Below are 14,324 nucleotides of genomic sequence, written 5' to 3'. Positions count from 1 at the left end.
TTTGTCAAATAGTCATTCTAAGTGGTAGCAGTAGTCAGGTATAGCGATGGGCATAAGTCGGAGTGGGATGCTTTTGTGAAAGCCTCCAAGAACGGCACGTTCCTGTTTCTGCGTGACTACATGGCGTATCATGCCGACCGCTTCGAAGACCACTCATTGCTGTTCTACCAAAAAGGCAAGCTGGTGGCAGTGCTGCCGGCCAATGTAGCCAACAACGAGTTGCACTCGCATGCAGGGCTGAGCTACGGGGGGCTGGTGAGCGGCCGGAAAATGAAAAGTCCGCTGATGCTGCAGGTGTTTGAGGCCCTGGTCAGGTATAGCCGGGAGCAGTATTTCAAGGCGCTTTATTACAAAGCCATCCCGCACATCTACCACCAACTACCAGCCGAAGAAGACCTCTATGCCCTATTCAGGTATGGAGCCGCTCTATACCGCCGGGATGTGAACTCCGTAGTTGACCTGGGGCAGCCAGCCAGGTATAGCAAAGACCGCCGCTGGCGCCTCTCGCAGGGCAGGCAGCAGAAGTGGCAGGTGCAGCAGTCAGAAGATTATGCTGGTTTTATGCAGCTTGTAGCGACAAAGCTTGAAAGCAGGCATAGGCTACAACCGGTGCATTCAGCAGAGGAAGTCGGGAGGCTGGCCCAGTTATTTCCTGAGAACGTCAGCCTTTATACAATTTCACAGGAGGGTAAGCTGCTGACGGGCGCTCTGGTATACGAAACCGCTACCGTGGCCCACTGCCAGTACATCGGCGCGAACAGTAGGGCGCAGGAAGAAGGGGCCGCTTATGTGCTGGTTGACCACCTGATCCGCCAGGTATACCCACACAAAAAATACTTCAGCTTCGGCATTTCCACAGAGCAGCAGGGCCTATACCTGAACGAGGGCCTGGTGAAGTATAAGGAGAGTTACGGCGCCCGCACCCTGGTGCACGACTTTTACAGACTGGACTTTTAGCTTTCCAGGTAATAAGTCGCCTTGTTTTAGTCTATTCCAAATCAAGCTGTCGGCCTTCGGCTTTGGCCTTTTCATCGAGCTTGGTGCCAACAGCTATACCTATACCTATTCCAATCGGCAAGCCCAACCCAATGAAGGCGAAATTCTTCAATGCCAGGGAAAACACGACCCCAAATGGCAAGCCGAATGCCGACATACCCAGTGCCATCCACAGTTTCAGATGATGTTTTTGGGGAACCAGGTTTAATTGCTTTTCCACAAGCCTCAGGATAGAGCGCCGGCTTTCTTTCAGTCTGGCAGCACACTGCTTGTCAGGAATATCCAGGCTGTTGAGCGGCTCCAGCTGCTGCGTAATGGTAGCGGCTATACCTTCCGGTATGGCTTTGCTGTTCAGCCCATCGATCAATTGTTGCATGCGGTCAAACTCCTCTGCCAGTTTTTTAGACTGTGCTATACCTTTTCCTGGTTGCAGTTTTGGGATCATAAACGCTTTGCTTAGGTAAGTTCTGCGACTGCTTCAGCGCGTATGGACTCAGGTTCGTTTTTCTTTCCAATCAGCTTGATGATGCCCCACAGCACGGCAATTCCGATAAGGTATACCAGAAACCAGTGCACCCCCCAGCTTGAGAGTGAGGTGCAAACTAAGTTGGCTACCAGCGCCACCGTAATGGCATAAGGCAGCTGCGTTTTTACGTGGTCGATGTGGTTGCAGCCCGAGGCGAGCGAACTGAGAATGGTGGTGTCGGAAATAGGGGAGCAGTGGTCGCCGAACACGGCTCCGGCCAGCACCACCGATATCACGTTGTACATGATCGGCATCGTTTCCTCCACACTCATGCCGTGCTGCTGACTCACATACCAGGTGGCAGGCAGCATCAGCGGGTATAGAATGGCCATGGTGCCCCAGCTCGATCCGGTAGAAAAGGCGATGATGCCAGCCAGGAAAAAGGTGATCTCAGGGAGCCAGCGCGGCGAAACGTTGCCTGAGAAGAGCGAGGTCAGGTACTCGGCCGTGTAAAGCTCTTTGGTAACCTGTGCCAGCGACCAGGCCAGCACCAAGATCAGCATGGCCGGCAGCATCGTTTTAAAGCCCGTCACCAGCGACTCCATCGTTTCGTAGATGCTCATGATGCGCTGGCTCACCGTAAGGGCTATCGCCACAACCACCCCTGAAAGTGATGCCCAGATGAGCGCGGTATAGGAGTTGGAGTCACCGATTGTCATGGAGAGCTTGCGGAAGAAACCGATGCCTGTATCAGCCCACGTTTCAGGGTTGTACCCTGTGAAAAGCAGGCCCATGACGGTTCCGAAGACAACGACCAGCACCGGTATCAGCGCATTGAAAGCGCGGCTGCGGTCAGGGTCGATGGCCTCGAACTCGGCCATTTCCAGGTGCTGGCGGGCGTCGCTGCGGCTGTCGGGGCGGTGGTTGCTCACGGCGCCTGTTGTACGGGCGCGCCGCTCGGCTTTGTGCATCAGACCGTAGTCGCGGTTCATCCAGATCAGCATCAGCATAAATACCAGCGTGAGGACCGGGTAGTAGGCATACTGCAGGGAGTTTAAAAACATGGAATAAGCGCCTTCCTCTATACCCAGTGTGACAGTGGCATCCTTGATATAGCCCAGCTCAGCGCCGATCCAGGTGGTCACAAAAGCGATGGCGGCCACAGGAGCCGCGGTGCTGTCCACGATGTAGGCCAGTTTTTCACGCGACACGCGGTGCTTGTCGGTAACGGGGCGCATGGTGTTGCCCACGATCAGGGAATTGGCGTAATCGTCAAAAAAGATGGCAATACCCAAAACCCATGTCACCAGCTGCGAGCTCCGGGCAGAGCGTGCGTAGCGCGAGAGCTTGTTCACGACGCCTGCCATGCCCCCGTTTCTGGAGATGATGGCCACCATACCGCCAATCAGCATCGAGAAAATGACGACGGAAATATGATCCGGATCGGTGAGGGCACCAATAAGATAGGTGTCGGCCACAGCCAACAGGCTGGTGAAAAATGCCTTCAGGGAGAGGCCGTAGATGACAAAGCCTCCTACCCATATACCTGCAAAAAGCGATAGCAGCACCTCCCTGAAGATAAGAGCCAGGATGATGGCGATCAGTGGAGGCAGTATGGAGAGCCACATCGGGAAGTGGCGCACGCCGTGCTCGGCCTCGGCATCGAGGCGGTAGAGGCGGGCTATGGTATGGGTGCCGATGTTGGCGCTCACCTGTACCAGGTTAGCCCTTTGAGGTATAGAGAAGCGGGCCTCGCCTTCGGTAAAGCTGATTTCCTGCAAGTCGCCGTTGATGCGCACCGGCAGCGGGCCGCTATACCTGACCAGGTTGCCCGACTCGTTGGTGGCGCGCAGCGTAAAAGCCGTGTCGTTCACGGCCTGCAGCTTGAGTTCCTCTATGGCGAGTTCTGAACTGTCTTCCTGTGCCATTGCCTGAAATGAGAGAAGGATCAGCAGCGCAAGACTCAAAAGGGTCTGTAATAACCTCATATGGTGGTTGGGTCGGTTCTTGTAAACCCTTAAATAAGTAAATTATCGAGAGATTAGAAAATTCTGATATTGTCATACCCTGCCGGGATAAAATAAAACAGCCTCTGCCAGGGTATGACAGAGGCTGCTGAGGAAGGAATCGCCTTATTGATTCTCAGAAATTACTTTGCCCGGTTCACAATAAACACCCCCGCCAGAATGATAACCATGCCCACGTAGTGCCAAAGTTGAATTTCCTCCCCGTCCAAAACGCCCCACATAAGCGCCACCACAGGTATAAGGTAGGTGGTGGAGCTGGCAAACAGGGTGGTAGAGATATGGATCAGTTTGTTGAAGAGCACCAGGGCAATGGCGGTGCTGAACACGGCCAGTATCGCGATGTACATGAGCGCTTCCCAGGCACCAGGCACATGATGCAGTTTGTGCCAGAAATCGGTCGTGAACAGGTATACGAGCGCCACAGGACCCACCGTGAGCAGCGCCAGACTGGAGACAGCAATAGCCTTCATGCCGTGCAGGCGGAATTTGATGAGGTTGGCGCTGATACCGTAGAAAATGGTGGCCAGCACAATGTACAGCCCATAGTACATGTTGTCGAGCTCGGCGTTGCCATTGCCCGAGAATATGAGAATGGCAGTGCCCGCTATACCTACCACGATGCCGAGCATGCGCATCCAGGTAATGGACTGGCCAAACAGGGCGGCACCTACCAGCAGCGTGAACAGGGCTGTGAGTGAGTTGAGTACTCCGGCCAGCCCACTGGCCAGGCGCGTCTCAGCGATGGCAAACAGAAAAGCCGGCAGGAAGTTGCCGAGAAGCCCGCTGCCCAGCAGAAACTTCCAGCGGTGTGGCTCCACCTTGCGCACATTCTTGATAGCAAAAGGCAGCAAGGCGGCGCAGGCGATGACCATGCGCAGCGCCCCCAGTTCATCCGATGAGTAAACGACCAGGCCTTTTTTGATCAGTATAAAGGATGTTCCCCAGATCAGGGCCAGTATGATGACCAGAATCCAGGCAATAGTAGGTGTGCCTGTTTGCTGCTGTGGGGGAGAGGGGATAGTTTTGATAAGTTAAATTAAGTTAGAAAGTTAAAAAAGTAGAAAGTTAGAATTCGCCTCTTCTGGTAAGTCATCATTCGAACCATCTGCAAAGATAAAAGGAGTTGAAGTCTCAACACGTATGCCGATACCCCAACTCCTCAAAAACTTTCTGACTTTCTTCTTTTTTAACTTTCTAAATCACTACGCTTCCTCATACGCCATGGTATGGGCGATCTCGTCCAGCGTGTCGTAGATTTCCTGGATGTCCTCGGATTGCACCAGCTTCATGCGCAGGGGCTTGAAGTGAGGAAGACCGCGGAAGTAGTTGGTGTAGTGGCGGCGCATCTCGAAAATACCCAGCTTGTCGCCCTTCCACTCCAGCGAGTGTGTGAAGTGCTGGCGGCATACCTCTACACGTTCCTCTAAAGTTGGAGCTGGTAAAACTTCGCCGGTCGCCATGAAGTGCTTGATCTCGTTGAAGATCCAGGGATGACCGATGCTGGCGCGGCCGATCATAATGCCGTCCACGCCATACCTGTTGCGGTACTCCAGCGCCTTCTGCGGCGAGTCGATGTCGCCGTTACCGAAGATGGGGATTTGCATGCGCGGGTTGTTCTTCACCTCCGCAATCAGGGTCCAGTCGGCCTCGCCTTTGTACATCTGCACGCGGGTGCGGCCGTGTATACTCAGCGCTTTTATACCGATATCCTGCAGTCTTTCAGCCGTCTCCACGATGTATTTTGTGTCTTCGTCCCAGCCCAGTCGCGTTTTCACGGTCACGGGCAGGTGCGTGGCTTTCACGATCTCCTCGGTCATCTTCACCATCTTAGGTACGTCGCGCAACAGTGCGGCGCCAGCCCCTTTGCAGGCTACGTTCTTCACGGGGCAGCCGTAGTTAATGTCGATGAGGTCAGGTCCGGCCTGCGACGACACGATGGCGGCCTCGCGCATCGAGTCGATGTCGGAGCCGAAGATCTGGATGCCGATGGGTCGCTCGTAGTCAAAAATGTCGAGTTTTTGCACACTTTTGGCGGCGTCACGTATCAGTCCCTCAGAAGAGATGAACTCGGTGTACATCAGGTCTGCTCCGTTGGCTTTGCACACTTTTCGGAAAGGCGGGTCGCTCACGTCCTCCATCGGTGCCAGCAGCAGCGGAAACTCGCCCAGTTCTATGTTCGCTATCTTTACCAAAGCAAAAGTTAAAATTTCACGTAAATTTACGTCAATTAAACCTAATCTTCTCTATGAAAGGTTTCATCTCCGAAGACCGACACCCATTTTTAGTGCTGCTGCTGTTGCTGGCATTCATGCTGGGCGGCTATTTTGTGGCCAGTTTTATCTACCTGGCGCTGGTAACCACGGTGCTCGGAATAGAGGTGATGGACCTGACCAACCTGCTGGCCAACCCGACGGAGCATCCGGAAGCGGCCGATGCGCTCCTGCTCTTTCAGGGCCTGGTGCAGTTCTGCTCTTTTGTGCTGGCGCCGCTGCTGATGCTGCGCCTGGCAAAGGTGAACATCGGCCATTACCTGAACTGGAAAAAGCTGCCTTTGCCCACCTTGCTGCTGCTGGCGGGGTTTCTGATCATCTTCATCATGCCAGCCAATTCGCTCATCATCAACTGGAACGCCGAGCTCGGTTTGCCGGACTTCATGCGGGGTTTTGAGGAGTGGGCGCGTGCCAAGGAGGACGAACTGGCCGAACTGACCAAGCTGATCGCCAATTTCGGGACGTTTCCGCGCCTGCTGATGGGACTGCTAGTGATAGCCGTTATACCTGCCATCGGCGAGGAGCTGGTGTTCCGGGGCGTGCTGCAACGGCAGGTGCACCGCTGGTCGGGCAATGCGCACGTAGCCGTATGGGTGGCGGCGATCATCTTCTCGGCCATACACGTGCAGTTCTTCGGTTTTGTGCCGCGCGTACTGCTGGGCGCTTTGTTCGGCTACCTATACCTGTGGTCGGGCAATATCTGGGTGCCGATCATCGCGCACTTCTTCAACAACGGCTTCACAGTAGTGCTGCTATACCTGCAGCAAACGGGCGCCATTGACTTCAATATCGAGTCGACGGAGCCGATGCCGGTCATGACCATTCTGATATCGGCGGTGCTGAGTGCGGCCGTAATCTATTACCTTTACAAGCAGTTTATGCAAACGCCCACACGCCCCGAAAGCATAGCCGAAGCCGCAGGAGAGCGTCAAAACAGTTAAATCCAGACAAATCACCCGGCTGATGCTGCCGGCAACCCATATCGCATGAGCACCAAGCTATCTGCCCTTAGTAATTTACAGCAACGCCTTATTGTCGGAGTATTGGGGGCCGCCCTATTCATCGGCGGTATCATCTTCAGCGAGTGGACCTTCTTCATCCTGTTCCTGGGGCTTACCGTGCTGGGCACGCTGGAGTTTTACAGACTGGCGGGTGCAGCCGGTATAAAGGCCAACAAGGTATACGGCACCCTGCTGGCGGCTGGTATCTTCATCTTCGTTTTCATGTTCGAGCAAGCAGACGCCCCGGCCGAGCTGCTATACCTTATCCTGCCAGCGCTGTTCCTGATGTTTGTGTTGGAACTGTACCGCAAGCAACCGCAACCGTTCACGAACATCGCCTTTACCTTACTGGGCGTGCTTTACATCGCCGTGCCGTTCTCGCTGCTCCAGCTGCTGGGCTACCTGCAGGGGGAGTACCGCTGGCAGCCCATCCTGGGGCTGCTGCTGCTGATCTGGTCGTCGGACACGGGCGCCTACATTGCAGGCAAAAACTTCGGCAAAAACAAACTCTTCGAGCGCATCTCCCCCGGCAAAACCTGGGAAGGCTGGATGGGCGGCACGATCCTGACCATCCTTGTTGGCTGGGTGCTGTCTCTGTTCTTCCTCGATCTGGCGCTCTACCAGTGGATAGGCATAGCGATCATCGTGTCGGTTTTCGGCGTGCTGGGCGATCTGGTGGAGTCCCTGCTCAAGCGGAGCCTGGGTGTAAAGGATTCGGGCACGCTGCTGCCTGGCCACGGCGGCATCCTGGACCGCTTCGACAGCCTGGTGCTGGCCGTTCCGTTCATCGTCGCATTCCTTAAGATTTTCTAATTTATTGTTGATAAAGGTGTAGGTGTGAGTATGTAATAATTACATAACTTTACCACCATAATTGTTAACCACCGATAAAATCAAGCTTAAAAATAATGTTATACAAAGAGCCAGCACCGATAAAGGACAGGGAGAACCCATTTGAATCGATGATGTCGCGTTTCAACATCGCGGCAGAGATACTGGGGTTGGATGAGGAAGTTTACAACGTACTCAAGACGCCAACGCGCCAGGTGATCGTAAACGTACCTGTTACAATGGACGATGGAAAAGTACGCGTATTTGAAGGTTACCGTGTTATTCACTCCACCATCCTGGGCCCGTCCAAAGGTGGTGTGCGCTTTGCGCCGGATGTGTTCCTGGACGAGGTGAAGGCCCTGGCCGCCTGGATGACCTGGAAGTGCGCCGTGGTGGACATCCCGTACGGTGGCGCCAAAGGGGGCGTTATCTGCGATCCTTTCTCGATGTCTGCCGGTGAAATGGAGCGTTTGACCAGAGCCTATACCCAGGCGCTGGTGGATACCTTCGGCCCGGACCAGGATATTCCTGCGCCTGACATGGGTACCGGTCCGCGCGAAATGGCCTGGCTGATGGACGAATACTCCCGAATGAAAGGCTCCACCATACACGCGGTAGTAACGGGCAAGCCCCTTGTGCTGGGCGGTTCGCTTGGCCGTGTAGAGGCAACCGGTCGTGGTGTGATGGTGTCGGCAATGGCGGCTATGGACAAACTGGGCATGGACCCGGCCAAATCAACAGCCGTGATACAGGGCTTCGGCAACGTGGGCGCCTGGGCTGCCAAGCTGATGTCGGAGCGTGGTGTGAAGATCCTTGGTGTGAGCGACGTGAGCGGTGCCTACTGGAACGACAACGGCATCGACATCGAAGAGGCGATTGAATACAAGAACAACAATAAAGGCCGACTGGAGGGCTACGAGAACGCCGAGAAAATCAGCAACGACGAGCTGCTGGTTTCTAAAGTGGACGTGCTGGTACCTGCCGCTGTGGAAGACGTGATCACGATCAAGAACGTGGACCAGATACAGGCTCGCCTGATCGTGGAAGGTGCCAATGGCCCTACTTCCTACAAAGCCGACAACATCATCAACGAGAAGGGCATTATGGTGGTGCCGGACATTCTGGCCAACTCCGGTGGTGTAACGGTGTCGTACTTCGAGTGGGTGCAGAACCGCATGGGCTTTAAGTGGACGCTGGACCGTGTGAACGAACGTGCTGAGCGCATCATGAATGAGTCGTTTGAGCGCGTGTACGCCGCTTCGCAGAAGTACAACGTGCCGATGCGTATTGCTGCCTACATTGTGGCGATTGACAAGGTGGCCATGACGTATAAGTACCGCGGCGGCTTCTAAGCGAAGATTTTTAGTAAAATAATCGAAAGATTATATAATTTTGGAACAGATAATAGCCCATCTACTGAACTGGATGGGCTATTATAACTTATAAAGGACCTGTAGCATTTAGTTTTCACGGATGAAAATTCATAAAGAAGGAAGAAGGATTCTATTTTTTACACTGTTGATTTTGGTGGTACTCAACCTGTTGCTGTACCATTTCAACGCTGACAACAATACCTTCAACAAGATTTTCTCCGGTGTTTCGGTAGTGCTCTTCCTGCTCATTCTGCAGTTTTTCCGCAGCCCCTACCGCAACCTGTTATTGCACGAAGACCTGATCGTGGCGCCTGCCGACGGCAAAGTGGTGGTGATCGAGGAGGTAGAGGAGACCGAATACTTCAAAGACAAGCGCAAGCAGATCTCGATTTTCATGTCGCCGATCAACGTGCACATCACGCGTAACCCGGTTTCGGGTATCGTGAGCTACTTCAAATATCACCCGGGCAACTACTTTGTGGCCTGGCACCCGAAGTCGAGCACACAAAACGAGCGCACGACGGTAGTAGTAGAATCTACTGCCGGGCCGGAGGTGCTCTTCCGCCAGATTGCCGGAGCCATGGCGCGCCGCATCGTGTGGTATGTGAACGAGGGCGATGAGGTAAGCCAGGGCGAGGAGTTCGGTTTCATCAAGTTCGGCTCGCGCGTGGACATCTTCCTGCCGCTTGACACGGAAGTGAAAGTGGAGCTCGGACAGAAAACCAAAGGCGGCCAGACCGTCATTGCCCAGCTCAAGACCGAAACCCCAACCTTCTTCGGATAAGATCAATAACCAGTTTACAAGCAAAGACATAAAAAGGCCCTGCCAGAGACGATCTCCGGCAGGGCCTTTTTGCTGATAGGCTATACCTGAGCGGGACCGCTCATAAATTTATGGAGCCGTTCGGAGGCAAGTTTGAAGTTTAAACATTAAATTGCGGTATGAAATTGCAGCCGTCGAGCTGGCGACTAACATTCTTCCTTGAAAAGCGTTAGGACAAAAGCATGATGACGGCGCCAATTGCACCTATGAGAAATTTTTATTTCCTGTTACTTTTACTGAGTCTGGCTATACTTCCGGCCTGCGAAGAGTTGTTCGAATACCATCCGAATCAGATAATACTAAACGAAGACGAGCGTAACCTTACCGCACGCAACCTGGCCCGATTGCAAAACCAGCAGCCCGGCGATACGCTGCACCTGCTCGTGATGGGCGACACCCAGCGCTTCTATGACGCGGCCAGCGCCTTTGTCGACAAAGCCAATACTTTCCCCTACATCGACTTAGTCATTCACCAGGGCGATATTTCTGATTTCGGCATGTCGCAGGAATTCCGGTGGGTGCATGATATCATGAAAGGGCTGAAGTGGCCCTACCTGACGGTAGTCGGCAACCACGACCTGCTGGCCAACGGGCGCAAGGTATACCAGCAGATGTACGGCGACTTTAACTACAGCTTCGACTACGGCCACACCCGCTTTGTATTCATCGACACCAACAGCATGGAGTACAACTACAACGGCAAAGTGCCTGACATCGACTGGATGGGCAGGCAACTACTCCACCAGCAGGGTGACACGTGGCAGCAGGCCATTGCGGTGTCGCATATACCACCTTACGACAACGATTTTGACAAGAATCTGGAAAGGGCCTTCCACAGCACGTTGAAGGATAGTGAGCGGGTACAACTGAGTTTGCATGGGCATATTCATAGCTTCAGAGCTGACTTCCGCTACGATTCTACCCTGCTATACCTGGCTACCTCCACTGTGAAGCAGCGCGAATTCACGCACCTGAGGGTATGGGAGGGAGGCTACGATTATAAGCGGATTGCCTACTGACATGGAGCGGATCTTTGTCATAGCGCTTGTTAGCCTGCTGCTACTGCTTAGCCCTCAGGCATCGCACAGCCAGGAAACGCCATTTTCGCCGTACCATGCCAAGGTGCAGTATGCGGGCAGCATTGGGTTTGCATCGGTAGGTATAGGGCGGAGCTTCTTTCACGAGAAGCTGGAGACGGACTTGTTTATAGGCTACCTGCCGGAGAAAATTGGCGGAGACCACATCTGGACGGCCGCACTTAAGGCCACAGCCATACCTTTCAAAGCTATACCTGTCAGGTCGCTGGACTGGCAGCCGTTGCGCACAGGATTGCAGCTGGGCTATACCTTCGGGGAGCAGTACTTTATTGTGGAACCACGCGATAAATACGAGAGAGGCTATTACGGATTCCCGACGGCGCTGCACCTATTCCTGACCTTGGGTGGCCAGGTGGATTTTACCCGTGTGGAGAAGCTGCAACGGTTCGGGTTGTACTATGAGGTGAACTCCAGCGCAGAGTACCTCATCTCATACATTCAGAACCCAAAATACCTGAGTCCGGGCAAGATCTTTAACCTGGCGCTGGGGGTACGGTTGAGATTATAGACGTGGAACTACTTTAACACATCAAGTTAAAAGGAATGGCCTTCCCCCGAAGCAGAGAGAAGGCCATTCCTTTTGGCAACAATGAATTTTAATACCAGCTTTCCACCAGCTTCATCAGCTGCTCGAGGTATTGCTGGTCTACTTCGTCAAAGTCGTTGAGCTTGTCGCTGTCCACGTCCAGCACGAGTTTCACCTCTCCGTCCTTTATCACCGGTATCACGATCTCAGACTTGGAGTCGCTGCTGCAGGCGATGTGACCCGGGAAAGCCTCCACATCCGGCACCAGGATGGTTTCGCGGCGGGTATAGCAGGCACCGCATACGCCCTTGTGATAAGGGATACGGGTGCAGGCCACCGGCCCCTGGAACGGACCCAGCACCAGCTGGCCCTCTTTGTTGAAGTACACGCCCACCCAGAAGAAGCCCATACCCTGACGCAGGGCGGCCATCATGTTGGAGAGGTTGGCGATCAGGTCGGTTTCGCCGGTTACGAGTGCCTCGATCTGCGGTATGAGTGACTTGTATTTTTCTTCTTTTGTTAGATTCTGGTCTACTATAAGTGATTCAGCCATAAGGAGTAAGGTATAGGTATAAGTGCGCGGCGGAGATAATCTATACCTGATTAACGGGATAGCACTCCTGCGCAGGGTTTAAAAGTTAAGTTCTGAAATACTGTTACGGTAATGCAAAAGCCTGTCTGTGCCAGCGGACTGCACTTCGAGCAATTGGCTGTGCGCCATACCCGGAGCCGGCGTGCCATCGCGCAGCACACAAGTCTGGCTCTTGAAACAGATCGCTTCGTCCCACAGGTTTTCCTTCAACAGACTTTTGATCAGGTAAGTGCCACCTTCCACCAGCAGCGACAATACCTGGCGTCGGTGCAGGTCCTGCAGCAGCTGAGGTAGCAGCGGCTCATCTTCGCGGAGCTGCACATAAGCCAGGTGCTCGTGCTGCTGCTCTTTTTGCTGGTAGGTATACACCACGGTTGGCAGGGTTTTGTCGAACAAATGCAGGTGTCCGGGCAGTTGCAGTTGGCGGTCGATGACCACGCGCAGTGGACTGTGTCCGGGCCAGAAGCGGGTGTCGAGGCGGGGGTTGTCGCAGGCGGCTGTGTGGCTGCCCACCATGATGGCCTGCTCCTCGGAGCGCCACTTGTGCACGAGCCTGCGCGAGAGCGGTCCGCTGATCTGCACCTGCTGGTTGTTGGGTCCGCTGATAAACCCGTCAGCCGACTCGGCCCATTTCAGCAGGATGTAAGGCCGCTTCTGAGTATGGAAAGTAAAGAAGCGCTTGTTCAGTTCCAGTCCTTCGCTTTCCAGTACACCCACTTTTACCCGTGCTCCCGCTTCAAACAGCTTCCTGATGCCGCGTCCGGCTACTTTGGGGTTAGGGTCTGTGTTGCAAACCACCACATCGCGCACGCCGCTGCTGATCAGCAAATCGGCACAAGGCGGCGTTTTGCCAAAGTGCGAGCAAGGCTCCAGGGTGACATATACCCGGCTTTTGGGCAGCAGGCTTTTGTTCTGCACACTGGCAATGGCATTGACTTCAGCATGCGGCCCACCAAACACGCGGTGCCAGCCCTCCCCGATAATACGCCCCTCGTGCACCACCACACAGCCCACCATCGGGTTGGGGTAGGTATAGCCACTGCCCAGCCTGGCCAGTTCCAGTGCACGCCGCATGTACAGTTCGTCAGTCAAGTTTAAGAAGTTAGAAAGGCGAAAGTTAAAAAGTTAGAAAGTTAAAAGAATAGGATCTTATGATATTAAGTTTTGGCGCTATACCTGGTTGTATTATAGTGTCTAGGTATAGGCGGTTTTATACTTAAAAGGCTTACTTCCTTTGTCTAAAGTTCTTTCGTCCGGGTACTTATACGCAATAAAATTTTACTTTTGCAAAGGTACCTAAAATCACACAAAACCTATACCTGTGGCCACCATACAGCAAACATCTCAACACATCCGCGAAAACATACAGGAGGCTTTCCCTGAACCGGAGGCCGGCGCCATCGCACAGTTGGTACTGGAGCATGTGCTCCGGAAAAGCCGCATGCAGCTGAGCCTGGCCCAGCAGGAAGAACTGGAGCCGGAGCAGGAGGCGCAGGTGCAACAGGCGGTGGAGCGGTTAAAAAAGCAGGAACCGGTGCAGTACGTGCTCGGCACCGCCCACTTCTACGGCCTCGATCTGCAGGTGGACGAACGCGTGCTGATACCCCGCCCCGAAACAGAGGAGTTGGTGGAGCTGGTAGTGCGCGAACACCAGGGACGCAGCGGTTTGCAGGTGCTCGACATCTGCACCGGCAGCGGCTGCATCCCTTTGGCGCTGGCCGCTCATCTACTGACCGATAGGGTATACGGGCTGGAAGTTTCGGAAGGAGCGCTAAAGGTAGCCCGCGCCAACGCCCGCCAGCATAGGTTGCCGGTGGCCTGGCTGGAGCAGGATGTTTTCGATCCGATTCAAGGTATAGCACCTCACTCCCTGGACATCATCACGAGCAACCCACCCTATGTGAAAGAGCAGGAGAAGGCCCTGATGCGCGCCAATGTGCTGGCGTTTGAGCCCCATCTGGCCCTGTTTGTGCCCGACGAGGATCCGCTGAAATATTACAGACGCATTGCGGAGGTAGGGGTAGAATTACTCAAGAAGGGCGGCCGGCTATACTTCGAAATAAACGAGCAGTATGGCGAGGAAGTGCGGCAATTGCTGTTACAGGCAGGTTTCACGCAGGCGCAGGTGGTGCAGGACCTTTTCGGCAAAGACAGAATCGTGAAAGGAGAGTTGTAAAATCCCTCTTTTGTTTTGCAGTATCTTCTCCGGCAATACCGCTGTGGCCAGGCCACTCGTAACTATAAATACAATTTAATATTATATTTTTGTGAAGGCCCGTTATAGAGCAGAATAGGCGTGTGAAGTCAGGTATAGCTTAAAGG

General features: G+C 54.0%; 14 protein-coding genes. 8 read left to right on the top strand and 6 right to left on the bottom strand.

Annotated features, from left to right (window positions below):
• Positions 1 to 21 precede the first annotated feature (21 nt).
• Positions 22 to 957, top strand: a complete 936-nt coding sequence (locus IEV97_RS06360) for a GNAT family N-acetyltransferase (RefSeq protein ID WP_188500671.1) — start codon at positions 22 to 24, stop codon at positions 955 to 957.
• A gap of 31 nt (positions 958 to 988) precedes the next feature.
• On the opposite strand, the gene IEV97_RS06355 is transcribed toward IEV97_RS06360, so the two are convergent.
• From IEV97_RS06355 to dusB, 4 genes are all read right to left on the bottom strand, one after another.
• Positions 989 to 1,441, bottom strand: coding sequence for a hypothetical protein (locus IEV97_RS06355; protein ID WP_188500670.1), 453 nt, complete (start codon positions 1,439 to 1,441; stop codon positions 989 to 991).
• Positions 1,442 to 1,452: 11 nt separating this feature from the next.
• Positions 1,453 to 3,450 (bottom strand): Na+/H+ antiporter NhaC family protein, encoded by a 1,998-nt coding sequence (locus tag IEV97_RS06350; protein ID WP_229733826.1) that lies wholly within the window; start codon positions 3,448 to 3,450, stop codon positions 1,453 to 1,455.
• Positions 3,451 to 3,611: 161 nt separating this feature from the next.
• Positions 3,612 to 4,457 (bottom strand): DMT family transporter, encoded by an 846-nt coding sequence (locus tag IEV97_RS06345; RefSeq protein WP_262890285.1) that lies wholly within the window; start codon positions 4,455 to 4,457, stop codon positions 3,612 to 3,614.
• 234 nt (positions 4,458 to 4,691) lie between these two features.
• Positions 4,692 to 5,681 carry a tRNA dihydrouridine synthase DusB gene (gene dusB, locus IEV97_RS06340; protein ID WP_188500669.1) on the bottom strand — a complete coding sequence of 330 codons (990 nt, stop codon included), beginning with the start codon at positions 5,679 to 5,681 and terminating at the stop codon, positions 4,692 to 4,694.
• A gap of 53 nt (positions 5,682 to 5,734) precedes the next feature.
• Here dusB and IEV97_RS06335 point away from each other — a divergent pair, with 53 nt between their 5' ends.
• From IEV97_RS06335 to IEV97_RS06310, 6 genes are all read left to right on the top strand, one after another.
• On the top strand, positions 5,735 to 6,700 hold the full coding sequence (locus IEV97_RS06335) for a CPBP family intramembrane glutamic endopeptidase (RefSeq protein ID WP_188500668.1): 966 nt from the start codon (positions 5,735 to 5,737) through the stop codon (positions 6,698 to 6,700).
• Positions 6,701 to 6,745: 45 nt separating this feature from the next.
• A complete protein-coding gene (locus IEV97_RS06330) occupies positions 6,746 to 7,573 on the top strand; it encodes a phosphatidate cytidylyltransferase (RefSeq protein ID WP_188500667.1) in 828 nt (275 codons plus the stop codon).
• Between the two features lie 95 nt (positions 7,574 to 7,668).
• The gene (locus IEV97_RS06325) at positions 7,669 to 8,943 is read left to right on the top strand and encodes a Glu/Leu/Phe/Val family dehydrogenase (protein ID WP_188500666.1); all 1,275 of its coding nucleotides are present in this window, start codon (positions 7,669 to 7,671) and stop codon (positions 8,941 to 8,943) included.
• A gap of 121 nt (positions 8,944 to 9,064) precedes the next feature.
• Entirely contained in the window at positions 9,065 to 9,748 is a 684-nt protein-coding gene (locus tag IEV97_RS06320) for a phosphatidylserine decarboxylase family protein (protein ID WP_188500665.1), read from the top strand.
• Positions 9,749 to 9,993: 245 nt separating this feature from the next.
• Positions 9,994 to 10,806, top strand: coding sequence for a metallophosphoesterase family protein (locus IEV97_RS06315; protein WP_188500664.1), 813 nt, complete (start codon positions 9,994 to 9,996; stop codon positions 10,804 to 10,806).
• Position 10,807: 1 nt separating this feature from the next.
• Positions 10,808 to 11,392: a hypothetical protein gene (locus IEV97_RS06310; RefSeq protein ID WP_188500663.1), complete on the top strand. Its 585-nt coding sequence runs from the start codon at positions 10,808 to 10,810 to the stop codon at positions 11,390 to 11,392.
• 88 nt (positions 11,393 to 11,480) lie between these two features.
• Here IEV97_RS06310 and msrC read toward each other — a convergent pair whose 3' ends face one another.
• Together msrC and ribD are read right to left on the bottom strand one after the other, a co-directional pair.
• A complete protein-coding gene (msrC, locus tag IEV97_RS06305; protein WP_188500662.1) occupies positions 11,481 to 11,963 on the bottom strand; it encodes a free L-methionine (R)-S-oxide reductase MsrC in 483 nt (160 codons plus the stop codon).
• Positions 11,964 to 12,041: 78 nt separating this feature from the next.
• Positions 12,042 to 13,094 carry a bifunctional diaminohydroxyphosphoribosylaminopyrimidine deaminase/5-amino-6-(5-phosphoribosylamino)uracil reductase RibD gene (gene ribD, locus IEV97_RS06300; protein ID WP_188500661.1) on the bottom strand — a complete coding sequence of 351 codons (1,053 nt, stop codon included), beginning with the start codon at positions 13,092 to 13,094 and terminating at the stop codon, positions 12,042 to 12,044.
• 229 nt (positions 13,095 to 13,323) lie between these two features.
• On the opposite strand from ribD, the gene prmC reads away from it, so the two are divergent.
• Complete coding sequence (gene prmC / locus IEV97_RS06295; RefSeq protein WP_188500660.1) at positions 13,324 to 14,178, top strand: peptide chain release factor N(5)-glutamine methyltransferase; 855 nt, start codon at positions 13,324 to 13,326, stop codon at positions 14,176 to 14,178.
• Positions 14,179 to 14,324: the final 146 nt, after the last annotated feature.

Origin of the sequence: Pontibacter amylolyticus (assembly GCF_014638845.1) — a bacterium.
GTDB classification, from domain to species: Bacteria; Bacteroidota; Bacteroidia; order Cytophagales; family Hymenobacteraceae; genus Pontibacter; species Pontibacter amylolyticus.
This window is presented reverse-complemented; position numbering and strand designations above follow the sequence as displayed.

Coding starts and splice junctions, on each gene's coding strand:
- IEV97_RS06355 (WP_188500670.1), bottom strand. CDS start 1,441: ATGATCCCAAAACTGCAACCAGGAAAAGGTATAGCACAGTCTAAAAAA.
- IEV97_RS06350 (WP_229733826.1), bottom strand. CDS start 3,450: ATGAGGTTATTACAGACCCTTTTGAGTCTTGCGCTGCTGATCCTTCTC.
- IEV97_RS06335 (WP_188500668.1), top strand. CDS start 5,735: ATGAAAGGTTTCATCTCCGAAGACCGACACCCATTTTTAGTGCTGCTG.
- IEV97_RS06330 (WP_188500667.1), top strand. CDS start 6,746: ATGAGCACCAAGCTATCTGCCCTTAGTAATTTACAGCAACGCCTTATT.
- IEV97_RS06325 (WP_188500666.1), top strand. CDS start 7,669: ATGTTATACAAAGAGCCAGCACCGATAAAGGACAGGGAGAACCCATTT.
- IEV97_RS06320 (WP_188500665.1), top strand. CDS start 9,065: ATGAAAATTCATAAAGAAGGAAGAAGGATTCTATTTTTTACACTGTTG.
- IEV97_RS06315 (WP_188500664.1), top strand. CDS start 9,994: ATGAGAAATTTTTATTTCCTGTTACTTTTACTGAGTCTGGCTATACTT.
- IEV97_RS06310 (WP_188500663.1), top strand. CDS start 10,808: ATGGAGCGGATCTTTGTCATAGCGCTTGTTAGCCTGCTGCTACTGCTT.
- msrC (WP_188500662.1), bottom strand. CDS start 11,963: ATGGCTGAATCACTTATAGTAGACCAGAATCTAACAAAAGAAGAAAAA.